This is a genomic window from Mesorhizobium sp. CAU 1732 (assembly GCF_039888675.1).
In the GTDB taxonomy this organism is placed as follows: Bacteria; Pseudomonadota; Alphaproteobacteria; order Rhizobiales; family Rhizobiaceae; genus Aerobium.
Window position 1 is genome coordinate 589,081 of record NZ_JBDQQR010000002.1, and the last position, 19,605, is coordinate 608,685.

The 19,605-nt window shown below is 64.5% G+C and carries 22 protein-coding genes; 14 read left to right on the forward strand and 8 right to left on the reverse strand.

What is annotated here, in order from left to right:
- Window positions 1-16: 16 nt before the first annotated feature.
- The 4 genes from AAFN55_RS20475 to msrA all read left to right on the forward strand — a co-directional run bounded on the left by AAFN55_RS20475 (window position 17) and on the right by msrA (window position 2,234).
- The gene (locus AAFN55_RS20475; protein WP_347800824.1) at window positions 17-787 is read left to right on the forward strand and encodes a heme ABC transporter permease; all 771 of its coding nucleotides are present in this window, start codon (window positions 17-19) and stop codon (window positions 785-787) included.
- Window positions 784-954, forward strand: coding sequence for a heme exporter protein CcmD (gene ccmD / locus AAFN55_RS20480; protein ID WP_347800825.1), 171 nt, complete (start codon window positions 784-786; stop codon window positions 952-954). Before AAFN55_RS20475 ends, ccmD begins: the two co-directional genes overlap by 4 nt.
- A complete protein-coding gene (locus AAFN55_RS20485) occupies window positions 951-1,535 on the forward strand; it encodes a DsbE family thiol:disulfide interchange protein (RefSeq protein ID WP_347800826.1) in 585 nt (194 codons plus the stop codon). Before ccmD ends, AAFN55_RS20485 begins: the two co-directional genes overlap by 4 nt.
- 93 nt (window positions 1,536-1,628) lie before the next feature.
- Window positions 1,629-2,234, forward strand: coding sequence for a peptide-methionine (S)-S-oxide reductase MsrA (msrA, locus tag AAFN55_RS20490; protein ID WP_347800827.1), 606 nt, complete (start codon window positions 1,629-1,631; stop codon window positions 2,232-2,234).
- Window positions 2,235-2,261: 27 nt separating this feature from the next.
- Here msrA and AAFN55_RS20495 read toward each other — a convergent pair whose 3' ends face one another.
- The 3 genes from AAFN55_RS20495 to AAFN55_RS20505 form a co-directional block, all read right to left on the reverse strand.
- Window positions 2,262-3,386, reverse strand: coding sequence for a Glu/Leu/Phe/Val dehydrogenase dimerization domain-containing protein (locus tag AAFN55_RS20495; RefSeq protein ID WP_347800828.1), 1,125 nt, complete (start codon window positions 3,384-3,386; stop codon window positions 2,262-2,264).
- Between the two features lie 136 nt (window positions 3,387-3,522).
- A complete protein-coding gene (locus tag AAFN55_RS20500) occupies window positions 3,523-3,948 on the reverse strand; it encodes an OsmC family protein (protein ID WP_347800829.1) in 426 nt (141 codons plus the stop codon).
- Window positions 3,949-4,049: 101 nt separating this feature from the next.
- Window positions 4,050-4,508, reverse strand: a complete 459-nt coding sequence (locus AAFN55_RS20505; RefSeq protein WP_347800830.1) for a YbaK/EbsC family protein — start codon at window positions 4,506-4,508, stop codon at window positions 4,050-4,052.
- A gap of 168 nt (window positions 4,509-4,676) precedes the next feature.
- On the opposite strand from AAFN55_RS20505, the gene AAFN55_RS20510 reads away from it, so the two are divergent.
- Window positions 4,677-5,204 carry a hypothetical protein gene (locus AAFN55_RS20510; protein WP_347800831.1) on the forward strand — a complete coding sequence of 176 codons (528 nt, stop codon included), beginning with the start codon at window positions 4,677-4,679 and terminating at the stop codon, window positions 5,202-5,204.
- Window positions 5,205-5,234: 30 nt separating this feature from the next.
- Here AAFN55_RS20510 and AAFN55_RS20515 read toward each other — a convergent pair whose 3' ends face one another.
- Window positions 5,235-6,494 carry a ubiquinone biosynthesis hydroxylase gene (locus tag AAFN55_RS20515; RefSeq protein WP_347800832.1) on the reverse strand — a complete coding sequence of 420 codons (1,260 nt, stop codon included), beginning with the start codon at window positions 6,492-6,494 and terminating at the stop codon, window positions 5,235-5,237.
- Between the two features lie 123 nt (window positions 6,495-6,617).
- Between AAFN55_RS20515 and tesB the strand changes: the two genes are divergently transcribed.
- The 4 genes from tesB (at window position 6,618) to AAFN55_RS20535 (ending at window position 11,398) form a co-directional block, all read left to right on the forward strand.
- Window positions 6,618-7,487: an acyl-CoA thioesterase II gene (gene tesB, locus AAFN55_RS20520; RefSeq protein WP_347800833.1), complete on the forward strand. Its 870-nt coding sequence runs from the start codon at window positions 6,618-6,620 to the stop codon at window positions 7,485-7,487.
- A 481-nt stretch (window positions 7,488-7,968) separates the two neighbouring features.
- Window positions 7,969-8,307, forward strand: a complete 339-nt coding sequence (locus AAFN55_RS20525; RefSeq protein ID WP_347800834.1) for a P-II family nitrogen regulator — start codon at window positions 7,969-7,971, stop codon at window positions 8,305-8,307.
- Window positions 8,308-8,334: 27 nt separating this feature from the next.
- Complete coding sequence (locus tag AAFN55_RS20530; protein WP_347800835.1) at window positions 8,335-9,717, forward strand: ammonium transporter; 1,383 nt, start codon at window positions 8,335-8,337, stop codon at window positions 9,715-9,717.
- Between the two features lie 352 nt (window positions 9,718-10,069).
- Window positions 10,070-11,398, forward strand: a complete 1,329-nt coding sequence (locus AAFN55_RS20535) for an ammonium transporter (RefSeq protein ID WP_347801054.1) — start codon at window positions 10,070-10,072, stop codon at window positions 11,396-11,398.
- A 117-nt stretch (window positions 11,399-11,515) separates the two neighbouring features.
- Here the strand turns inward: AAFN55_RS20535 and AAFN55_RS20540 are convergent, their stop codons facing one another.
- A complete protein-coding gene (locus AAFN55_RS20540) occupies window positions 11,516-11,764 on the reverse strand; it encodes a hypothetical protein (RefSeq protein WP_347800836.1) in 249 nt (82 codons plus the stop codon).
- Between the two features lie 346 nt (window positions 11,765-12,110).
- On the opposite strand from AAFN55_RS20540, the gene AAFN55_RS20545 reads away from it, so the two are divergent.
- Entirely contained in the window at window positions 12,111-12,386 is a 276-nt protein-coding gene (locus tag AAFN55_RS20545) for a hypothetical protein (RefSeq protein WP_347800837.1), read from the forward strand.
- A 29-nt stretch (window positions 12,387-12,415) separates the two neighbouring features.
- On the opposite strand, the gene AAFN55_RS20550 is transcribed toward AAFN55_RS20545, so the two are convergent.
- A complete protein-coding gene (locus AAFN55_RS20550) occupies window positions 12,416-12,655 on the reverse strand; it encodes a PepSY domain-containing protein (RefSeq protein WP_347800838.1) in 240 nt (79 codons plus the stop codon).
- A 255-nt stretch (window positions 12,656-12,910) separates the two neighbouring features.
- Between AAFN55_RS20550 and AAFN55_RS20555 the strand changes: the two genes are divergently transcribed.
- From AAFN55_RS20555 to AAFN55_RS20565, 3 genes are all read left to right on the forward strand, one after another.
- Window positions 12,911-15,526 (forward strand): DNA translocase FtsK, encoded by a 2,616-nt coding sequence (locus AAFN55_RS20555; RefSeq protein WP_347800839.1) that lies wholly within the window; start codon window positions 12,911-12,913, stop codon window positions 15,524-15,526.
- Between the two features lie 140 nt (window positions 15,527-15,666).
- Window positions 15,667-16,362 carry an outer membrane lipoprotein carrier protein LolA gene (locus tag AAFN55_RS20560; protein WP_347800840.1) on the forward strand — a complete coding sequence of 232 codons (696 nt, stop codon included), beginning with the start codon at window positions 15,667-15,669 and terminating at the stop codon, window positions 16,360-16,362.
- A 122-nt stretch (window positions 16,363-16,484) separates the two neighbouring features.
- The gene (locus AAFN55_RS20565) at window positions 16,485-17,291 is read left to right on the forward strand and encodes an exodeoxyribonuclease III (RefSeq protein WP_347800841.1); all 807 of its coding nucleotides are present in this window, start codon (window positions 16,485-16,487) and stop codon (window positions 17,289-17,291) included.
- A gap of 396 nt (window positions 17,292-17,687) precedes the next feature.
- On the opposite strand, the gene AAFN55_RS20570 is transcribed toward AAFN55_RS20565, so the two are convergent.
- The gene (locus AAFN55_RS20570) at window positions 17,688-18,149 is read right to left on the reverse strand and encodes a cyclic nucleotide-binding domain-containing protein (RefSeq protein WP_347800842.1); all 462 of its coding nucleotides are present in this window, start codon (window positions 18,147-18,149) and stop codon (window positions 17,688-17,690) included.
- Window positions 18,150-18,204: 55 nt separating this feature from the next.
- Window positions 18,205-18,888 (reverse strand): response regulator transcription factor, encoded by a 684-nt coding sequence (locus AAFN55_RS20575; RefSeq protein WP_347800843.1) that lies wholly within the window; start codon window positions 18,886-18,888, stop codon window positions 18,205-18,207.
- Between the two features lie 159 nt (window positions 18,889-19,047).
- Here AAFN55_RS20575 and AAFN55_RS20580 point away from each other — a divergent pair, with 159 nt between their 5' ends.
- Window positions 19,048-19,557, forward strand: a complete 510-nt coding sequence (locus tag AAFN55_RS20580; protein ID WP_347801055.1) for a L,D-transpeptidase family protein — start codon at window positions 19,048-19,050, stop codon at window positions 19,555-19,557.
- The last annotated feature ends 48 nt before the right edge of the window (window positions 19,558-19,605 follow it).

The window sequence follows — 19,605 nt, forward strand, 5'->3', positions numbered from 1 at the left end:
GGTCTATTTGGATGCCATGAGCGACACCGCAGCACCGGCCGGACGCTGGATCGACATCGCAAATCCGACGCGCTTCATCGCGCTGGCGGATCGCATCGTGCCGTGGCTGGGCGGACTTGCCGCGATCGCGCTTGGCGCCGGGCTGTGGATGGCCTTCGCCGCACCGGAAGACTACCAGCAGGGCATCACCGTCCGCATCATGTACATCCACGTGCCGTTCGCGTGGCTCGCCATGATGTGCTACTCGGTCATGGCGATTTCGGCGCTCGGCACACTGGTCTGGCGTCATCCGCTGGCCGACGTCGCGCTCAAGGCCGCGGCCCCGATCGGCGCCGCCTTCACGCTGCTCGCACTCGCCACCGGCTCCATCTGGGGCAAGCCTATGTGGGGCACGTGGTGGGTCTGGGATGCCCGCCTCACCTCCGTTTTCGTGCTGTTCCTGATGTATCTCGGCATCATCGCGCTGACCCGCGCGCTCGACGATCCGTCGCGAAGCGCGCGCGCCGCCGCGATCGTGACGCTGGTCGGCTTCATCAACATCCCGATCATCAAGTTCTCCGTCGACTGGTGGAACACGCTGCACCAGCCGGCCTCCGTCATCCGACTGGACGGCCCGACGATCCACCCGTCGCTGCTCTGGCCGCTGCTGGTGTGCGCGCTGGGGTTCACGCTCCTGTTCTTCACGCTTCATTTGATGGCGATGCGGACGGAAATCTGGAGCCGCCGCGTCTCGGCGATGCGCCGCATGGCTGCGCGCGGCGCGGATGCGGCAGGGCAGCGCCCATGAGTGCGCATGCGCTTTATGTGGCGGCGGCCTACGGCATTTCGGCGCTGGTGATCGCCGGGCTCGTCGGCTGGATCCTGCTCGACCAGAAGGCCCGCAAGCGCGAGCTGGCGGCACTCGAGGCTGCCGGCATCCGGCGACGCTCCGACCAGAAGCCGGTCGCCCAATGAGCACGCAGCCACAGACCGAGACGCCCGCACCGCCGCGCCGCCGCTGGCTGGCTCTGCTTCCGCTGGCCCTGTTCATGGCGCTCGCGGGCGTGTTCCTCGTGCAGCTTTTGTCGGGACGCGATATCTCGGTCGTGCCCTCGGCGCTGATCGGCGCGGAGGCGCCGAAGACGACGCTGCCGCCGCTGGACGGCACCGGCCTGCCGGGCTTCGACACCGCAACGTTCGACGGCAAGGTGACGCTGGTGAATGTCTGGGCGTCGTGGTGCGCGCCGTGCCGGGTCGAGCACCCGCTCCTGATGCAGCTTGCGCAGGACGACCGGTTCCAGATCGCCGGCCTCAACTACAAGGACAGGCCTGAAAACGCCCGCCGCTTCCTCGGCGAACTGGGCAATCCCTACGCGGTGATCGGGCAGGACGACACAGGACGCTCGGCGATCGACTGGGGCGTCTACGGCGTTCCCGAAACCTTCCTCGTCGGCACGGATGGCCGCATCCTCTACAAGCATGTCGGCCCGTTCTCTCCCGAAAGCATCGTCGGAGACCTGCTGCCGCAGATCGAGAAGGCGCTGGCAGCGAAATAGGTAACGCGGCCTCTCACGAAGGCTTGTTTTTCGGCTGATTTGAAACAATCGGGCGCGGTGCTACGTATCTTCGGCAACCCCGGAGGAATAGCCATGATCGGCAAGCTTTCTGCAGCTCTCGTCTTCGGCCTGGCGCTCGGCGGTGCCACGGCGCAGGCAGCCGAGCCCGAAGTGGCGATCTTCGCCGGCGGCTGCTTCTGGTGCGTGGAGTCCGACTTCGACCACGTCAATGGCGTGATCTCGACCGTCTCGGGCTATATCGGCGGCACGAACGACAACCCGACCTATCAGGACCACACCGCCGCCAATCATCGCGAGGCGGTGCGCATCGAGTACGATCCCGCAAAGGTGAGCTACGAGCAGCTCCTGACGGCGTTTTTCCGCTCGGTCGATCCGACCGACGATGGCGGCCAGTTCTGCGATCGCGGGCACAGCTACACGACGGCGGTCTACGCGGTGGGTGATACGCAGCTCGCCGAGGCGAAGAAGGCCAAGGCCGAGGCCCAGGCAGCACTCGGCACGACCGTGGTGACCGAGGTGGTCGCCGCGCCGACCTTCTGGCCGGCGGAGGACTACCACCAGGATTATTACGAGAAGAACCCGCTGCGCTACAAATACTACCGCAGCGCCTGTGGTCGTGACGACCGCATCAGGGACGTCTGGGGCGCTGCCGCGATGCAGGGCATCAAGGGTAGCTGAACCGACGCGGTTTCACGCAAAGCCCTCTCATACCGCCCGGGCGCGGGCGATCCGCTCTTCGGCGATTGCCTGCGCGATGTCGTTCGTCGGCCGCGCCTCGTCCTGCGCGCGCCTGAAGATGCCGGCCAGCGTCTGCGGGATATGCGCCACCTTGTCCATCACGGCGGCGCGGTCGTAGCCGTCCGGGTCGAGTTCGGCCGCGACGTTGACCAGCCCGCCCGCATTGATCACGTAATCCGGCGCGTAAAGCACGCCACGGCGCATCAGATGCGCGGCGTCTTCGTGGCGCGCGAGCTGGTTGTTTGCCGCACCCGCGACGATCTTCGCCTTGAGATGCGGAATGGTGTCGGCGGACAGGACGCCGCCCAGCGCGCACGGCGCGAAGACGTCGACCGAGGCGGCGACGATCGTCTTGGTCTCGACCACATCGGCGTCGAAGACGGTGTGCGCGCGCGTCGTCCGCGCCTCATCGAGATCGGCGACGACCAGAAGCGCGCCCTCGGCATGCAACTGCTCGCACAACGACCAGCCGACCGAGCCGAGCCCCTGGACCGCAACCCGCACGCCATCGAGCGTATCGCTGCCGCGGACGTGGGCAAGTGCTGCTTTCAGGCCGAGGAACACGCCTTTGGCCGTGACCGGCGACGGGTTTCCGCTGCCGCCGATGGTCGTTCCGGAAACGTTCGGCGTGCGCGAGCGCAGGAAATCAGCATCGGCCAGCGTCAGGCCGACATCCTCGCCGGTGTAGTACTGGCCGTTGAGGGCGGCGAGCATATCGGCATAGGCCTCGAGCATCGCCGGCGTCTTTTCCGTCCTGGGATCGGCCTTGATGACAGCCTTGCCGCCGCCGAAGGGGACGTCGGCGATCGCCGCCTTGAACGTCATGCCGCGCGACAGGCGCAACGCGTCGGTGAGCGCCGCCTCGAAGGTCGGATGCGGCCAGACGCGCGTTCCGCCCAGCGCAGGCCCGAGCGCGGTGTTGTGGATCGCAACGATGGCCGTGAGCCCCCGCGCATCGTCCTCGCCGAGCCAGATATGCTCATGGCCCTCGAAGGCGTCGAGGCGCGACGCCCTGGCGGTGATATCGGTGAGCTTGAGGGTCGTGGTGGTTCGCGGCGTGCGCAGCACGCGCGCTTCCTGGTCCTGCAGCATGCATTCCTCCCGAATGGTCAACTGCTTGGCGAGACTAAGCCTTATTCGCGGTTTTTGGTTTCGAAGTGAAACGGCCGCGCGACGTTCCGTTGCGCGGCCGACCTCGTCTTGATTGCGAAAATGTCGCCGGGCGGAATCAGCCGAGCTTAGCGTCGAGCGTCACGTTGATCGCGCCGAGCGCCTTGGAGACGGGGCAGCCTTCCTTGGCCTTGTTGGCGAGTTCCTTGAACTTCGCCTCGTCGATGCCCGGAACGGTGCCGACGAGCGTCAGCGCGCTTCCGGTGATGCCGGTGCCCGGCGTCAGGCTGACGACCGCCTTGGCGTCGAGCTTTTCTGCCGGCGTGCCGTTCTCGGCCAGGAAATGCGATAGCTGCATCGCGAAGCAGCCGGCATGGGCGGCGGCGATCAGTTCCTCGGGATTGGTGCCCGACTTGCCGCTCTCGTCCTCGAAGCGCGTCTTGAACGAATAGGGCTGCGCGGAAAATGCGCCGCTCTGCAGGTCGATCGTTCCCGTCCCCTCTTTCAGGTTGCCCTTCCAGACTGCTGTTGCGTGGCGATCCATGGTCGTCTCCCTTTCGATTGAAACCGGCGCGGGCCGCATCACGCGACCCGACAAGCCCTAGATAGGGTCGCATCCCGCAACCTTCGAGGGGTGCGAGGGACCTATTGGCAGACGTCGACCCATTGCGCGCCGGTGATCTGCGCCAGACGGTCGGGCGAAATCCGCACCGCCGAATTGGTGGAGCCTGCCGCTGGCACCACCTCGTCGAACGCTTTCAGCGACACGTCGCAATAGATCGGAAGCGGCGAGGGAAGCCCGAACGGGCAGACGCCGCCGACCGGGTGGCTGGTCAGCTCCACGACCTCGTCCCCGCCGAGCATGCGCGGCTTGCCGCGAAACGCGTCCTTGAATTTCCGGTTGTCGAGCCGGGCCGTGCCCTTGGCGACGACGAGCATCACCGTTTCGCCGACGCGAAGGCAGATCGTCTTGGCGATCTGCGCCGGTTCCACGCCATGCGCCTGCGCGGCGAGTTCGACCGTCGCCGAACTCTCGGCGGTTTCGATGATCGCGACGTCGGGGGCGTGTTCGGCGAGGAAGGCGCGTACGGATTCGAGGCTCATGGCGATGTCCTAGCGAAACCCGCGCGACGAGACAATGCACGCCGATGCGCGAAAGACAGCCGCGCACAAAAAGTGTCCAGACCGCGACAAGCGCCGCCATGATTGGTGATGACGCTCGCAAAAGTTGCGTGTATTCCTCGCCGAATAGAGCAATCCGGAACGACAACAATGCATATCGTGGTGATGGTGCTGGGCGTGGTGGCAGGCCTCGGCTTCTGGTGGTACCGCATGCGTGCGGCAGGCGATGCGGCGAGCGAGATCATCGATGCGGCAGGCCGGATGCGCGGGTCGATGCGGAGGAAACGCATCCGCAGTCAGGCCGAGCTTTCGCCGCTGACGGCGATCAACGACCCCATCGTCGCGGCCGCCACCTTGCTTGCCAGCATCGCATCCGACGATGTCGCTCTTTCGCCTCAACGCGAAGCCGCGATCCGCGAGGAACTGTCAGGGCTGACGGAAGCCGACCGGGCTGACGAAGCGCTGGTCTACGGCCAGTGGGCGTCCGGCCAGATCGATGAAGCAGGCACCGTCATCGACAAGCTGGGACCGTTTCTTGCGACCCGCCTCAATGAGGCGGAAAAGCACGGCCTCGTCGACATCGCGCGAACCGTGGTCGCCGCCGACGGCCCGCCGCTTCTCACCGCCAGCCACCGACTTCGTCGCCTGACGCAGAAGATCGGGCTGGAAGTGCACTAGATCGCCCTGCATCCTTACGGACGGGCGACCTCAAATCGGCTCGCCCTGAAGCAGCTTCGGTGCCTGCGGCGACAGGCCCGACGCCTGGCGGATGAAGAACTCCTTCATGCGCGGCATGCGCTGAACGAGCCCAAGGCCGAGATCGCGCACCGCGCGCAGCGGCCCGAAATCGTTCGAGAACAAGCGGTTCAGCACGTCGGTGGTGACGCCCATCTGCACCGTGTCGAAGCGGCGCCACTGCTGGTAGCGCTCCAGTACGTCGATCGCGCCGATGTCCTGCCCGAGACGGTCTGCCTCGACGATGACTTCCGCAAGGGCTGCCGCATCCTTGAAGCCCAGATTGAGCCCTTGGCCCGCGATCGGATGAATGCCGTGCGCGGCATCGCCCGCAAGGGCGAAGCGCGGCTTGACGAAATCCCGCGCCAGCGTCAGCCCGAGCGGCCATGCGCGCGGCTTGTCCACCACGCGGATCTCCCCGAGCTTGAGCCCGAAACGCTGCTCCAGTTCCGCCTCGAAGACCAGCGTTTCCTCCGCGACCAGCCGCTCGGCATCCTCGGTGCGCTCGGTCCAGACGATCGAGGAGCGGTTGCCGCCCTCGTCGCTTGATTTGAGCGGCAGGGTGGCGAACGGCCCGGCGGGAAGGAAATGCTCCTCCGCCCGGCCCATATGCGGCCGCTCGTGCTCGACCGTGCAGACGATGCCGGACTGGCCGTAATCCCAGTGCACGGTCTTGATGCCGGCCATGTCGCGTAGACGCGACTTCACGCCGTCCGCGGCGACCAGAAGGCGCGTTCGCAAGGTCACACCGTCAGCGAGGTGAACCAGCGTCTCCTGCGAGCCCGTATCGAAGCCGGTCACGCCGACGCCCTCGATCAGGTCGATGCCGAGTTCGCCCGCCCGCCGGCGCAGCGCGGCGTTCAGATCCCGGTTGGCGACCATATGGGCGAAGGCCTCGCCGGGGCCGACCTCGCCGTCGAACGTCAGGAACACCGGGCGTACGGGATCGGACGTGCGCGAATCCGTGACGATCATCTCGGTCATCGCCTGCGCCTTCGGCGCGATCTCGTCCCAGCAGCCGAGTTGGCCGAGCATGCGCGTCGCGGCGGCCGCGATCGCCGAGGCGCGTCCATCCTTGCGCCAGACGCCTTCAGGCGCAGCATCGACGATGGCGACCGACAGGTTCGGCCGTGCCGCGACGATCGACACCGCCGTCGCCAGGCCGACATACCCCGCGCCAGCCACGATCACGTCGAAACGGGTTCGTTCGGCTCCCGCCTGACCATTTGCCATGATGTCATCCATCCTGTGTTTCGTACGCCTCGGGATCGCACGGTCAATTCGCGCAGTCTTGACTTGTTCCGTCTATCCTGTTGCAAACCCGGCGTCAGATCGACCGCCTGAGGGGAAAAGCGGATGTCGCAGGCCATGCAGGAACTTCTCGCCATACTCGACCTCGAGCGGCTCGAACACAACCTGTATCGTGGTCGCAGCCCCCAGGTGGGCTGGCAGCGCGTCTTCGGCGGACAGGTCATCAGCCAGGCGCTCGTGGCGGCCCAGCGCACCGTCGATGGAGAGCGCTTCGTTCACTCGCTGCACTGCTATTTCATGCGGCCCGGCGACCCATCCACCCCGATCATCTACGAGGTCGACAGGCTGCGCGACGGCGGCTCCTTCACCACGCGGCGCGTCACCGCCATCCAGCATGGGCACGCGATCTTCTCGCTCGAAAGCTCATTCCAGGTCGAGGAGACCGGAATGGAGCATCAAATGCCTATGCCGCTCGACGTGCCGGCGCCCGAAACGCTGCGCACACAGTTCGAGCTGCTGGAAGAGACCGGACACGTCGTGCCGGACTCGGTGCGCAAATTCTGGGCGCGCGAACGACCGCTGGAAATCAAGCCGGTGAACGTCGAGCACTACACGAGCCGCGACAAGCTGCCGCCGCGCCAGAACGTCTGGGTTCGCATGATGGGCGCCGCGCCCGACGACCGCAATCTGCAATCGGCGTTGCTCGCTTATCTCTCCGACATGACATTGCTCGACACGTCCACCTTCGCGCATGGCCGGATCGGTTTCGATCCGGAAATCCAGATGGCGAGCCTCGACCATGCGATGTGGTTCCATCGCCCGCACAGCCTGGACGACTGGCTGCTCTATACGCAGGACAGCCCCAACGCGATCGGTTCGCGTGGCTTCTCGCGCGGCATGCTCTACTCCCGCGACGGCACCCTGATCGCCTCGACGGCCCAGGAAGGCCTCGTCCGGCTTCGGGACCGCAGGTAGAGCTGCCACGGGCTGCCGTCTCTGCGCCGTCCTGCGACGGAGCCGGCGAGGCATGGGTTCTCGGGTCAGTGCCCGAGAACGACGAAGCGGAGGTGGGGAACTCCCGCATAACCGTCAACGTCTCAGAACTTGGCTCAGGCGAAACCACCCCCTTCGTCATTCTCGGGCGACCGGGGCGAAGCGCAGGGAGACCCTGGAATCCATGCCTCGCCCGTCTGTGAGAGGTGGGATGCCGAAAGCGCCGCCTTCCGCCCGGCTGACGGGCGGAATCAAGGCATTTGCCCAAACTTTAGTCACATGCATTGCTGCACCTGCGAAGTTCGCTTGGGCCATAAGCGATATTCCGAAGTCTTTACAGCCAGTTACCATCATGCCCAACCAACTGGCACGCGATTTGAATCACCTCTTGCACTCCCGGCTGTCATCCAGTCCGGCGGTGTGACTGCAACGCGGGGGACCGCAAAGCAAAGGGTGAAACCTTATGAAAATCGTGATGGCAATCATCAAGCCGTTCAAGCTCGACGAGGTGCGTGAAGCGCTCACCGCCGTCGGGATACAGGGGCTGACCGTCACCGAAGTCAAAGGCTACGGGCGGCAGAAGGGGCACACGGAAATCTATCGCGGCGCGGAATACGCCGTGAGCTTTCTCCCCAAGATCAAGATCGAAGTCGCAGTCGGAACCGACCTCGTCGAGAAGGCCGTCGAGGCGATCTCGGCCGCGGCCAAGACCGGCCAGATCGGCGACGGCAAGATCTTCGTCTACGGCATCGACCAGGCGGTGCGCATCCGCACCGGCGAGACCGACACCGACGCGCTCTAGGCGCCTCGACCAAGGAGAATGGGGTTAATGACAGTTTCAAATCTTTCCAGATTCGCGCGCCCGGCACTCGGTGCGCTCACCTTCACCGCGCTGATGGCGCTGCCGGCTTTCGGCCAGGACGCGCCGGCTCCCGACGCGGCAGAGACCGCCGTCGCCGGTGCCGTCTCCCAGGAGACGCAGTACATCCTCAACAGCTTCCTGATGCTCGTCGGCGGCTTCCTCGTCTTCTGGATGGCGGCTGGCTTCACGATGCTCGAAGCGGGCTTCGTCCGCTCCAAGAACGTCTCCATGCAGCTTCTGAAGAACATCACGATGTATTCGGTCGCCTGCATCGCCTACTACCTCATCGGCTATCTGATCATGTATCCGGGCGACGCCTGGATGGTGAACGGCATCCTCGGCGCCGTCGGCATCGCGGTGCTCGAGCCTGTCGGTCTCACGGCCGATGCGGCTGACCTGACCTATGCCACGGTCAGCTCCGACTTCTTCTTCCAGGTGATGTTCTGCGCCACCGCTGCCTCGATCGTCTCCGGCACGGTAGCCGAGCGCATCAAGCTGTGGCCGTTCCTGCTCTTCGTGCTGGTTCTCACCGCGCTGATCTACCCGATCCAGGCTTCCTGGAAGTGGGGCGGCGGCTTCCTCGACCAGATGGGCTTCCTCGACTTCGCAGGCTCGACCGTCGTTCACTCGGTGGGCGGCTGGGCGGCACTGGCAGGCGCCATCGTCATCGGCGCACGCAAGGGCAAGTACAACGCGGATGGCTCGGTCAACGCGCTGCCGGGTTCCAACATGGCACTCGCGACGCTCGGCATGTTCATCCTCTGGTTCGGCTGGTACGGCTTCAACGGCGCGTCGCAGCTTGCCATGGGCACGGTGGGCGACATCGCCGATGTGGGCCGCGTGATGGCCAACACCAATGCCGGCGCGGTCGGTGGTGCACTCGCGGCAGCCGCCCTGACGCACTTCATCTACAAGAAGGTCGACCTGACCTTCGTGATCAACGGTGCGCTGGCGGGTCTCGTCTCGGTCACGGCCGAGCCGCTGACGCCGGGCCTCGGCACGGCAAGCCTGATCGGTGCAGTCGGCGGCGTCATCGTCGTCCTGACCGTGCCGCTCCTCGACAAGTTCAAGATCGACGACGTGGTCGGCGCAATCCCGGTTCACCTATTCGCAGGCATCTGGGGAACGATCGCCGTGGTCATCACGAACCCGGACGCAAGCCTCTCGGTGCAGCTTATCTCGATCGTCACCGTCGGCGTGTTCACCTTCGTCGCGAGCTTCCTGGTCTGGATCGTCGTCAAGGCGGTCATGGGCCTGCGCCCGACCGAGGAAGACGAATTGCTCGGTCTCGACAAGGCAGAGGTGGGCGTCGAAGCCTACCCGGAATTTGCCGGTGCAAGCGTCCGCTAAAACGCGCACCACCCGGAACCGCGCGACGGCCGCAAGGCCGTCGCGCAAACGCGGCCCGGTTTTCGCCGGGCCGTCCCGTGTCCGCCAACCCGTCGCGGACAGGGACATGACATTCAAGCCCGACACGGGTGCCGTGACGATCAGCGGACACGGTGAGCACATTTCTGCAGGGGAACAACCAAAGTGCCCGACATGGGGGAGAACGACGTCACGGCTGGACGAGCCGCGTTTTAGACCTTCGCCTGAAGCATGAATGATGCCGGCAGCGCCGGATACGCACACACCAACGCGCCCGAAGCGACGCGATCGTTTCACGGAGATTGCAATGAGAGTTCCTTCTTTTCTCGCGCCCATGGCGCGGGCAAGCCTGCTGGCCCCATTTGCTCTGGGGTCGCTCGGCACCGCCGCGGCTTACGCACAGGAGGCCGCCACAGAGGCCGCAACCACGATGGACAAGGGCGACACCGCCTGGATGATGGTTTCGACCATCCTCGTCCTGTTCATGATCCTGCCCGGCCTCGCGCTGTTCTATGGCGGCCTCGTGCGCGCCAAGAACATGCTCTCGGTCCTGATGCAGTGCACGATGATCACCGCCGTCGTGATCGTCATCTGGGTCGTCTACGGCTATTCCTTCGCCTTCGGCGGCGGCACCGGCCCGTTCTGGGGCGGCCTCGGCAAGCTCTTCCTCGCCGGCGTCACGCCTGACAGCGAGGCGGCGACGTTCACGGATGGTGTCGTCATCCCCGAATTCGTCTTCATCTGCTTCCAGATGACATTTGCCTGCATCACGCCGGCCCTCATCGTCGGCGCCTTTGCCGAACGCGTGAAGTTCCGCGCCGTGATCCTGTTCGTCGCACTCTGGGTCACCTTCGTCTACTTCCCGATCGCCCACATGGTCTGGGACGCCAACGGCCTGCTCTACGGCTGGGGCGCGCTCGACTTCGCGGGCGGCACGGTCGTGCACATCAATGCCGGCATCGCGGCGCTCGTCGGCGCGATCATGGTCGGCAAGCGCACCGGTTACGGCAAGGACAACATGGCGCCGCATTCGATGACGCTGACGCTGGTCGGCGCGGCGATCCTCTGGGTGGGCTGGTTCGGCTTCAACGCCGGCTCCAACCTCGAAGCCAATGGCGGCGCGGCGCTCGCGATGATCAACACCTTCACCGCAACCGCGGGCGCGATCATCGCCTGGGTGGTCATCGAAGGCCTGGCGCGCCGCAAGGCATCGATGCTGGGCGCGGCGTCGGGCGTCATCGCGGGCCTCGTCGCGGTGACTCCGGCTGCGGGCCTCGTCGGCCCGATGGGTGCGATCGCCCTCGGCGCGATCGCCAGCGCGGTCTGCTACTGGTTCGTCGCCGTGGTCAAGATCAAGGCCGGCTATGACGATTCGCTCGACGTGTTCGGCATCCACGGCATCGGCGGCATCGTCGGCGCCATCGGCACCGGCATCTTCGCCTCATCGTCGCTGGGTGGCGTCGGCTATGCGGACGGCGTGACGATGGGCGGCCAGGTCTGGACGCAGATCCTCGCGGTTCTCGTGACGATCGTATGGTGCGGCATCGGCTCGGCGATCCTCTACAAGATCGTCGATGTGCTGATCGGCCTGCGCCCGACCGTGGAAGCCGAGCAGCAGGGCCTCGACCTCACCTCGCACGGCGAAGTGGCCTACCACTCCTGACAGCAAAGGCGGGCAACCGCCCGCCTCTCCAAAATCCCGTCGTGACGTCCACCCGGCCGTCACACCTTCGAGGCCCGGCTGACGCCGGGCCTCTTTTTTTGGGGAAACCGGCCGGTATCAGCGGGCGATGACGATGGTGGCCGCGACCGACATCAACACGGCGACCGCGACGAGAATTCCGTAGAGATACCCTCGATCGAACAACAGCGCATGGCCGGCAACCCACGCCGCCGTAGCGGCCCCGAGGGCGAAAAGGAAACCATTGCGCTCACCAAAGCTGATCGAAACAGCCATCAGGCCGCCGATGATGAGTGCTCCGAAGACGATGATGATGGCGACGGAATATCTCTCGAAATCATTGTCCATTCTCATTCCTCATGCCGGGACAGGAGCCGCGTTGCGTCCGGCTCATTCTCCCTGTTCGACGTGACAAATGAAACACCATGCGGACGTGACGAGGTCAAGACTGGTGTTGGAGGAGCGCCGCACGGAGGCGGCGGGGCGCGCCCGCAGCGAGCCCTCCCCTGCACGGCCCCCTATCCTTGCCAGCGATGCGGACAGGCTCGTGCTATTCGGACGGCTGTACGTTTGGCTGGGCCTGCGGCTCCGTTGCCGCCGGTGGTTGAGCCGGCGCGTCGTCCGACACGGGCGGTTGAGACGGCGCTTCTCCGGATGCCGGTGGCTGAGCGGTCGTATCGTTTGTGGCGGGAGGTTGACCGGCTTCGTCATCCTCGTTCAAGATTTGATCCGTCTGCGTCTTGATTTCATCGCCGGTTTCCTGGCTGATGAACCCATAGGACACAGCAATCCCGATGATGGCGGCAATGGCGGCGGCAACGAGGCCGGCTTTCAACTTCTTCGTCATGCTCTGACAACTCTGTTTGGCCCGGCCCAATCCGATCTTAGACCAACAGATCTTGCAATGTCACCAAAGGGATCGATGTGGGCGGCCTTGAAACCGCCGCGGAAATCGCTCGCATCATCCTGACGGGGCCATGCAGTTGCCAGAAGCGTTATCTAACGCACTGATTCGCCCGTCTTCGGATCGATCTTGATCTCGGCCTTGGCGCCATTCGTCATGAAATACTCGATCTCATAGTAACCGCGATCGTTCCAATCGACCTCGTCGATATACTCGACATCCGGATTTTGCTCCAGTTCGGCGATGATCGCGGACAATTTTGCACCTTCGGGAGGAGCGGCGTGCGCACCGAACGGAGCCAGAATCAGGGCTATTGAGACGATCATGAAACGCATGCTGGAAATCCTCGCATTGGAATGGAGCGACGGCGGACGGACCCTCTGAGTTCACTGCCCGCAGAAAATCACACATCGCCCGGACCGACAACCACAGCGCGAAAAACCGGCGTTGGGGGCAGCGTTCGAGCCGCATCACAGAGGGGGCCCACAAAATCTCCATGGTTAATGCAGCCTTAACCTCGCTTGCCTAGTCTCATCGTCGAATTCGCACGTGATACGGCGTGCGGCAGCGATGTTTGACGGGGACGGCTCATGCGTTCGAGTGCCACCGCACAGATGGCGATCAGCGATTCTGGATATGGCTTGCGGGGTTTCCTGCAGCGACAGGTGACCCGGGCAATCGGCCTCGGCGCCCTGGCGGCGGTGGCGTTCTGCCTTGCCAGCCTGGGGACGTGGAACGTCGCGGACCCGAGCTTCAGCCACGCGACCGACAATCCCGTCACCAATGCGATGGGTTATCCGGGCGCGGTCGTCTCCGATCTGCTGATGCAGTTCTACGGGCTTTCGGCCATCGTCGTGCTCGTACCCGGTCTTGCCTGGGCGCTGTGGCTGATCGGCGCGCGCAATGTCGACCGCATCCCGCGTCGCATCGCTGCCTGGCTGGGTGGCTCGGCACTGGCCGCGGGCATCGTCGGCTGCATCACGGCGCCTCCGACATGGCCGCTGCCGACCGGTCTCGGCGGCGTCGTCGGCGATCTCGCCTTGACGATCCCGTCCTGGCTGTCCGGCGGATATCCGACCGGGCTCGCCGCGATCATCACCGGTGCGATCTTCATCGCGCCGGCTTTGTGGTTGCTGGCCTTTGCCTGCGCGGCGTTCGGTCGCCTGCCGGACGAGGAACCCGTCGCCAGGATGACGCGCCGCAACCGCAATGCCGAACCGGAAGACGACGACATCGAAGACGAGGATGATTCGGAAAGCACCGGCATCCTGGCGCTGGGCGCGATCACCCATTGGTGGTTCACCGTGAAATCCTTCGCACGCCGTCATACCGGTGGCATGGATCGCTTCCGCTCGACACCAGACGAGGACGACGACGACATGGTCTATGCCCGCACGGCGCCGGCGCGCGGCGGACGTGTCGAGCCCGATTTCTCGCCGGTGCCGAGCATCGACTCCGACGAGCCGCCCTTCGATATGGATGACGGCCCGATCGCCGGTTACGACGACGATTTCGACGATGACGTCATCATTCGTCCGACGCCCGAGCGCGGTCCGGCGGCTCAGGTCCACGTGGCCCAGTCGCCCCAGCCTGCCCGCGTCGAGGCACCGGCACCGCGCCCGCAGCAGGGCGCCCGCGTCCAGCGCGAGGCGCAGACCTCGCTTTTGGGCAGCGGCACGTTCGAAATGCCGTCGCTGCACTTCCTCTCGGAGCCCAAGGCGCTCGGCCGCGATCCGTCGCTTTCCAAGGATGCGCTCGAGCAGAACGCGCGTCTTCTGGAAGGCGTGCTGGAAGATTTCGGCGTCAAGGGCGAGATCATCCATGTCCGGCCCGGCCCCGTCGTCACGCTCTACGAACTGGAACCGGCCCCCGGCATCAAGTCGTCGCGCGTCATCGGGCTTGCCGACGACATCGCCCGCTCAATGAGTGCGATCGCCTGCCGCGTCGCGGTCGTTCCGGGCCGCAACGCCATCGGCATCGAACTGCCGAACGCACGGCGCGAGACGGTCTATCTGCGCGAGTTGCTGGCCTCGAAGGACTTCGAGCAGTCGAAGGCCAAGCTCTCGCTGGCGCTCGGCAAGACGATCAATGGCGAGCCCGTGATCGCTGACATCGCCAAGTTCCCGCACGTTCTGGTGGCCGGCACGACCGGTTCGGGCAAGTCGGTGGCGATCAACACCTTCATCCTGTCGATCCTCTACCGCATGACGCCGCAGGATTGCCGGCTCATCATGATCGACCCGAAGATGCTGGAACTGTCCGTCTATGACGGCATCCCGCATTTGCTTACGCCTGTGGTCACCGATCCGAAGAAGGCCGTCGTCGCGCTCAAATGGACCGTGCGCGAGATGGAGGACCGCTACCGCAAGATGTCGAAGGTCGGCGTCCGCAACATCGACGGTTTCAACGCACGTGTCGCGCAGGCGGAAAAGAAGGGCGAACAGATCAGCCGCACCGTCCAGACCGGCTTCGACCGCCAGACCGGCGAGGCGATCTACGAGACCGAGCATCTCGATCTCCAGGCGATGCCCTACATCGTCGTCATCATCGACGAGATGGCCGACCTGATGATGGTCGCCGGCAAGGATATCGAAGGTGCGGTGCAGCGTCTGGCGCAGATGGCGCGCGCGGCCGGCATCCACGTCATCATGGCTACGCAGCGCCCGTCGGTGGACGTCATCACCGGCACGATCAAGGCGAACTTCCCGACGCGTATCTCCTTCCAGGTGACATCGAAGATCGACAGCCGCACCATCCTCGGCGAGATGGGCGCCGAACAGCTCCTCGGCATGGGCGACATGCTCTACATGGCCGGCGGCGGCCGCATCCAGCGCGTCCACGGGCCATTCGTCTCGGACGACGAGGTCGAGAAGGTCGTCGCGCATCTCAAGCTTCAGGGCGTGCCGGAATATCTCGACGCGATCACCGAGGATGACGGCGAGGACGACGACGATGGCGGCTCCAAGGGCGGCGGATCGTCCGGCGGCGGCAATTTCGACGATTCCGACGATCCGTACGATCAGGCGGTCGCCGTGGTCTTGCGCGACGGCAAGGCATCCACCAGCTATATCCAGCGCCGTCTCGGCATCGGCTACAACCGCGCCGCCTCGATCATCGAGAAGATGGAGCAGGAAGGCATCGTCGGACCGGCCAACCATGCCGGCAAGCGAGAGATTCTCGTGCCGACCGAAGACGACAAGTTCTAGGACGAACTGTCGGGAGGGCCTGACAACGCGGCGGCACGCGGCAACCAAATGACGCCGCAGCCGTTTTCTGCTCCGGAACCCGACAAAATTCAGCCCTTATGGGCGGATATCACGGGAAGACCAGACTGAGGACCACGACCATGACGACAGACGCCAAGACCACTTTCCCCGCGAGCGGCAACGCCATGTCGCGCCGTGCGTTCCTGGGAACCGCTGCCGCCGGCGTAGGGCTCGTGGTTCTGGGCCAGATCGTCGGTCCGTTCGGCTCTGTGGCGCATGCGCAGGGTGGGGCTGCCGCACAGCGCATCGCCGACCATTTCGCCAGCGTTCGCACCATGATGGGCGAGTTCGTTCAGTTCGGGCCGCGCGGCGAGCAGACGGGCGGCAAATTCTACATCGAACGTCCGGGCAAGGTACGCTTCAACTACGAGCCGCCGGCGAATTTCAAGGTCACCTCGGACGGCACGACGGTCGTTCTCGAAAACACCAAGCTGCAGACGGCGGACATCTATCCGCTGTCGCGCACGCCGCTCAAGCTGCTTTTGGACAACCGCATCGACCTGTCCGGCAACAAGGTTCGCAGCGTCAAGGAAGAGAACGACCTGACAACGATCCAGCTTGCCGACAAATCCGCGTTCGGCAATTCCGTGATCACCATGATGTTCGATCCGACCTCCTTCGACCTGCGCCAGTGGACGATCACCGACGCACAGGGCAAGGACACGACCGTCATGATCTTCAACGTCCAGCAGGGCGTGACCTTCGATCCGTCGGTCTTCGCGATCGACAACCGCAAGGTCCAGGAAATGCAGAAGCGCAATCACAACAGGAACTGATCGACGCCGCTTTCTGTGGACTAACCGTTTCGAAGGCGCGTGCTCCGGCACGCGCCTTGTCTTTATCCGGCATGGCTGGCAGGTTCCGGCGCTTCTCCCTGCCATTTCGGAAATGCCTGCCCATGCCATTCTCGATCGCCACCTGGAACATCAACTCCGTGCGCCTCCGCATGCCCCTAGTCGAGCGGTTCCTGGCCGAACACCAGCCGGATGTCCTGTGCCTGCAGGAGACGAAGTGCCCGGACGATCTGTTCCCGCTCAAGGCGTTCCGGAACGCCGGCTACGAGCATATCGAGATCAGCGGCCAGAAGGGGTATCACGGCGTCGCCACCGTCGCGCGCCGGCCGATCGCATCGTTCGAGCGTCGCCGCTTCTGCGACAATGGCGACTGCCGGCATCTGTCGGTGCATGTCGAGGCCGGCAATCGCCGCATCCTGGTGCACAATTTCTACGTGCCGGCCGGCGGCGATGAGCCCAACCCGGACATCAACCCGAAATTCCGCCACAAGCTCGACTTCGTCGCCGAAATGCACGGCATCCCCGCGATGCAGGACGACGCCCTGTCATCGGTGCTCGTCGGCGACCTGAACATCGCGCCGCTCGAAGCCGACGTCTGGTCGCACAAGCAGTTGCTCAACGTCGTCAGCCACACGCCGGTGGAGACGGAGAGCTTCGAGGCGATGCGGCGGGCCGGCAACTGGGTCGACCTGATGCGCCAGGTAATTCCGCCGGAAGAAAAGCTCTACACCTGGTGGAGCTATCGCGCGGCGGACTGGGAAGCGTCGAATCGCGGCCGGCGCCTCGACCACATCTGGTCGTCGCCGAATCTCTCGCCGCATCTGACCGGCATCGAGGTGCTGCGCGACGCGCGTGGCTGGGAACGGCCATCCGACCACGTGCCGGTGATCGCGCGTTTCGATCTGGATTAGATCGCCTCATCTTTGGTGGAGACCCCTCCATTCATGGCGAGGTGACGGGGCGGCAAACAATGCGGAACTGGATGATCGCCCGTTCTGGACCACCCTGCGACGGAACCGGCGAGGCATGGATTCTCGGGTCTGCGCAGTCACTTCATTCCTGCTCCGCCCGAGAATGACGAATCGGGGCGAGTGACTTCGCTCTTAGTAACTTCGATGCGCTGGGAGTGCTCGGGCGATCCAAGTCCCCCACTTCGTCATTCTCGGGCGACCGGAGGGAGACCCGGGAATCCATGCCTCATCGGTCGATCAGAGACTGGATGGTCGCGATGTTCCGTCATCTCGCATCCCTCATCATCTCCCCCTCGAGAACAATCCTCAGCCCATCCGGCCACCCTATGTGTCGAATCAGTCCTTGTCGCTGAAGCGGGTCGAGATGCTTTCGATGCTGCGCAGGAAGGATTGGAGGTCGTTCATCATTTTCCGATGAAGATCGGCAGCCGCTTCGGGGTATTCTTCGAGAATCCGCCGGAACAGCGTCCGGTTGAGCCGGATCAGTTCGACGTCCGTCTCGGCAGCCGCATAGGTAAGACGCTTCGTTTCGGCGATCAGCGCCAGTTCGCCGATGATCGCGCCCTCGCCCAATCGAGTGACGGCCACCGCGACGCCTTCATTGTCGCGATAGAGGACGACGCGACCGCCCACGATCACGTAAGCGCAGTCGGCGGGGGCATTTTCGCGATAGATTTCGCGCCCTGCGGGAAAGCGCACGGATTCCGCGCCGAAGGCGAGCAGACGGAGCTGCTCGGCAGTCAGTTCAGAAAACAGGCCGACTCCGGACAGAATTCGGATGTCGTCGTCAAGCGCCAAGTCGCGATCCCCGGTTGCGCCCCCATCCGGTTCTTCGTCCGGGCGGGGTAAACAGTCAAGGGACCAGCTTGTAGCCGCCGCTTTCCGTCACAAGAATCTCGGCATTCGACGGATCCCGCTCGATTTTCTGCCGAAGTCGGTAGACATGGGTCTCGAGCGTATGCGTCGTCACGCCCGAATTGTAGCCCCAGACCTCCTCGAGCAGGACATCGCGAGTCACGACCTTCTGGTCGGCGCGATAGAGATACTTGATGATCGAGGCCTCCTTCTCCGTCAGCCGGACCTTTCCGCCCTTCGCATCGGTCAGGAGCTTCTGGCTCGGCTTGAAGACGTAGGGCCCGACGGAGAACGTCGCGTCCTCGCTCTGCTCATGCTGGCGAAGCTGGGCGCGGATGCGCGCCAGAAGCACCGCGAAGCGAAACGGCTTCGTGACATAGTCGTTGGCGCCGGCTTCGAGCCCGAGGATCGTGTCGGAATCCGTATCATGCCCGGTGAGCATGATGATCGGGGCCTTGAAGCCGCCCTTGCGCAGGAGTTTTACCGCCTCGCGGCCATCCATGTCGGGAAGACCGACATCCATGATGAGCAGGTCGACGATGCCTGCGCGCGCGGACTGGACGCCCTTGCCTGCGGACGCTTCCTGGAGAACATCGAATTCCTCGTAGAGCGACAATTGCTCCACAAGCGTTTCGCGGAGGTCGGTGTCGTCGTCGACGATGAGAATGGTACGTGACGTCATGTTCAATCCGTTGCTGGAAGCGGTTGACCGCGCTTCGGTTTATGCGGAACGATATGCTTGAAAAAGAGCATCACGGCGAATTGTTCCCACGTGGCATCATACTCCAAAATTCGTGAGCGCAAGCAGGCACTTTCCGCCGATCCGCGCAAACCCTCCCCGATCGTCGTTCGCGCCAGGCCCGGACATCCGACGCAGGGCATTCTGACATGGAACAACCACGTCTTTCCATGCGCTCTCGGGCGTGGCGGCATCGGTATGCTCAAGCGGGAGGGCGATGGCGCGACGCCGCTGGGAACCATGCGGTTGATCTCCGGCTATCATCGCCACGGCAGGCTGGCACAGCTCACATCCCGCCTGCCCCTCACCCGTATCAAACCTGACGACGGATGGTGCGACGCGCCGGGCGACCGCAACTACAACCGCCCTGTCAGGCTGCCCTATCCCGCCAGCAGCGAGCGCATGGAACGCGCCGACCACCTCTACGATTGCTGCATCGTGCTCGACTACAACATCAGCCCGCGGCAGCGGAACCGGGGAAGCGCGATCTTCTTCCACATCGCCAAGCCCGGCTACCTGCCGACCGAGGGCTGCATCGCGGTTTCACCCCGAACGATGGCGCGCCTGCTGCCGGATCTGTCTGACAGGACGGTGATCGTCGTAAGACGCTAGCGGAACCGCTCTGTACGAACGCCCCCTCCACCGCCTTTGGAGGGGATG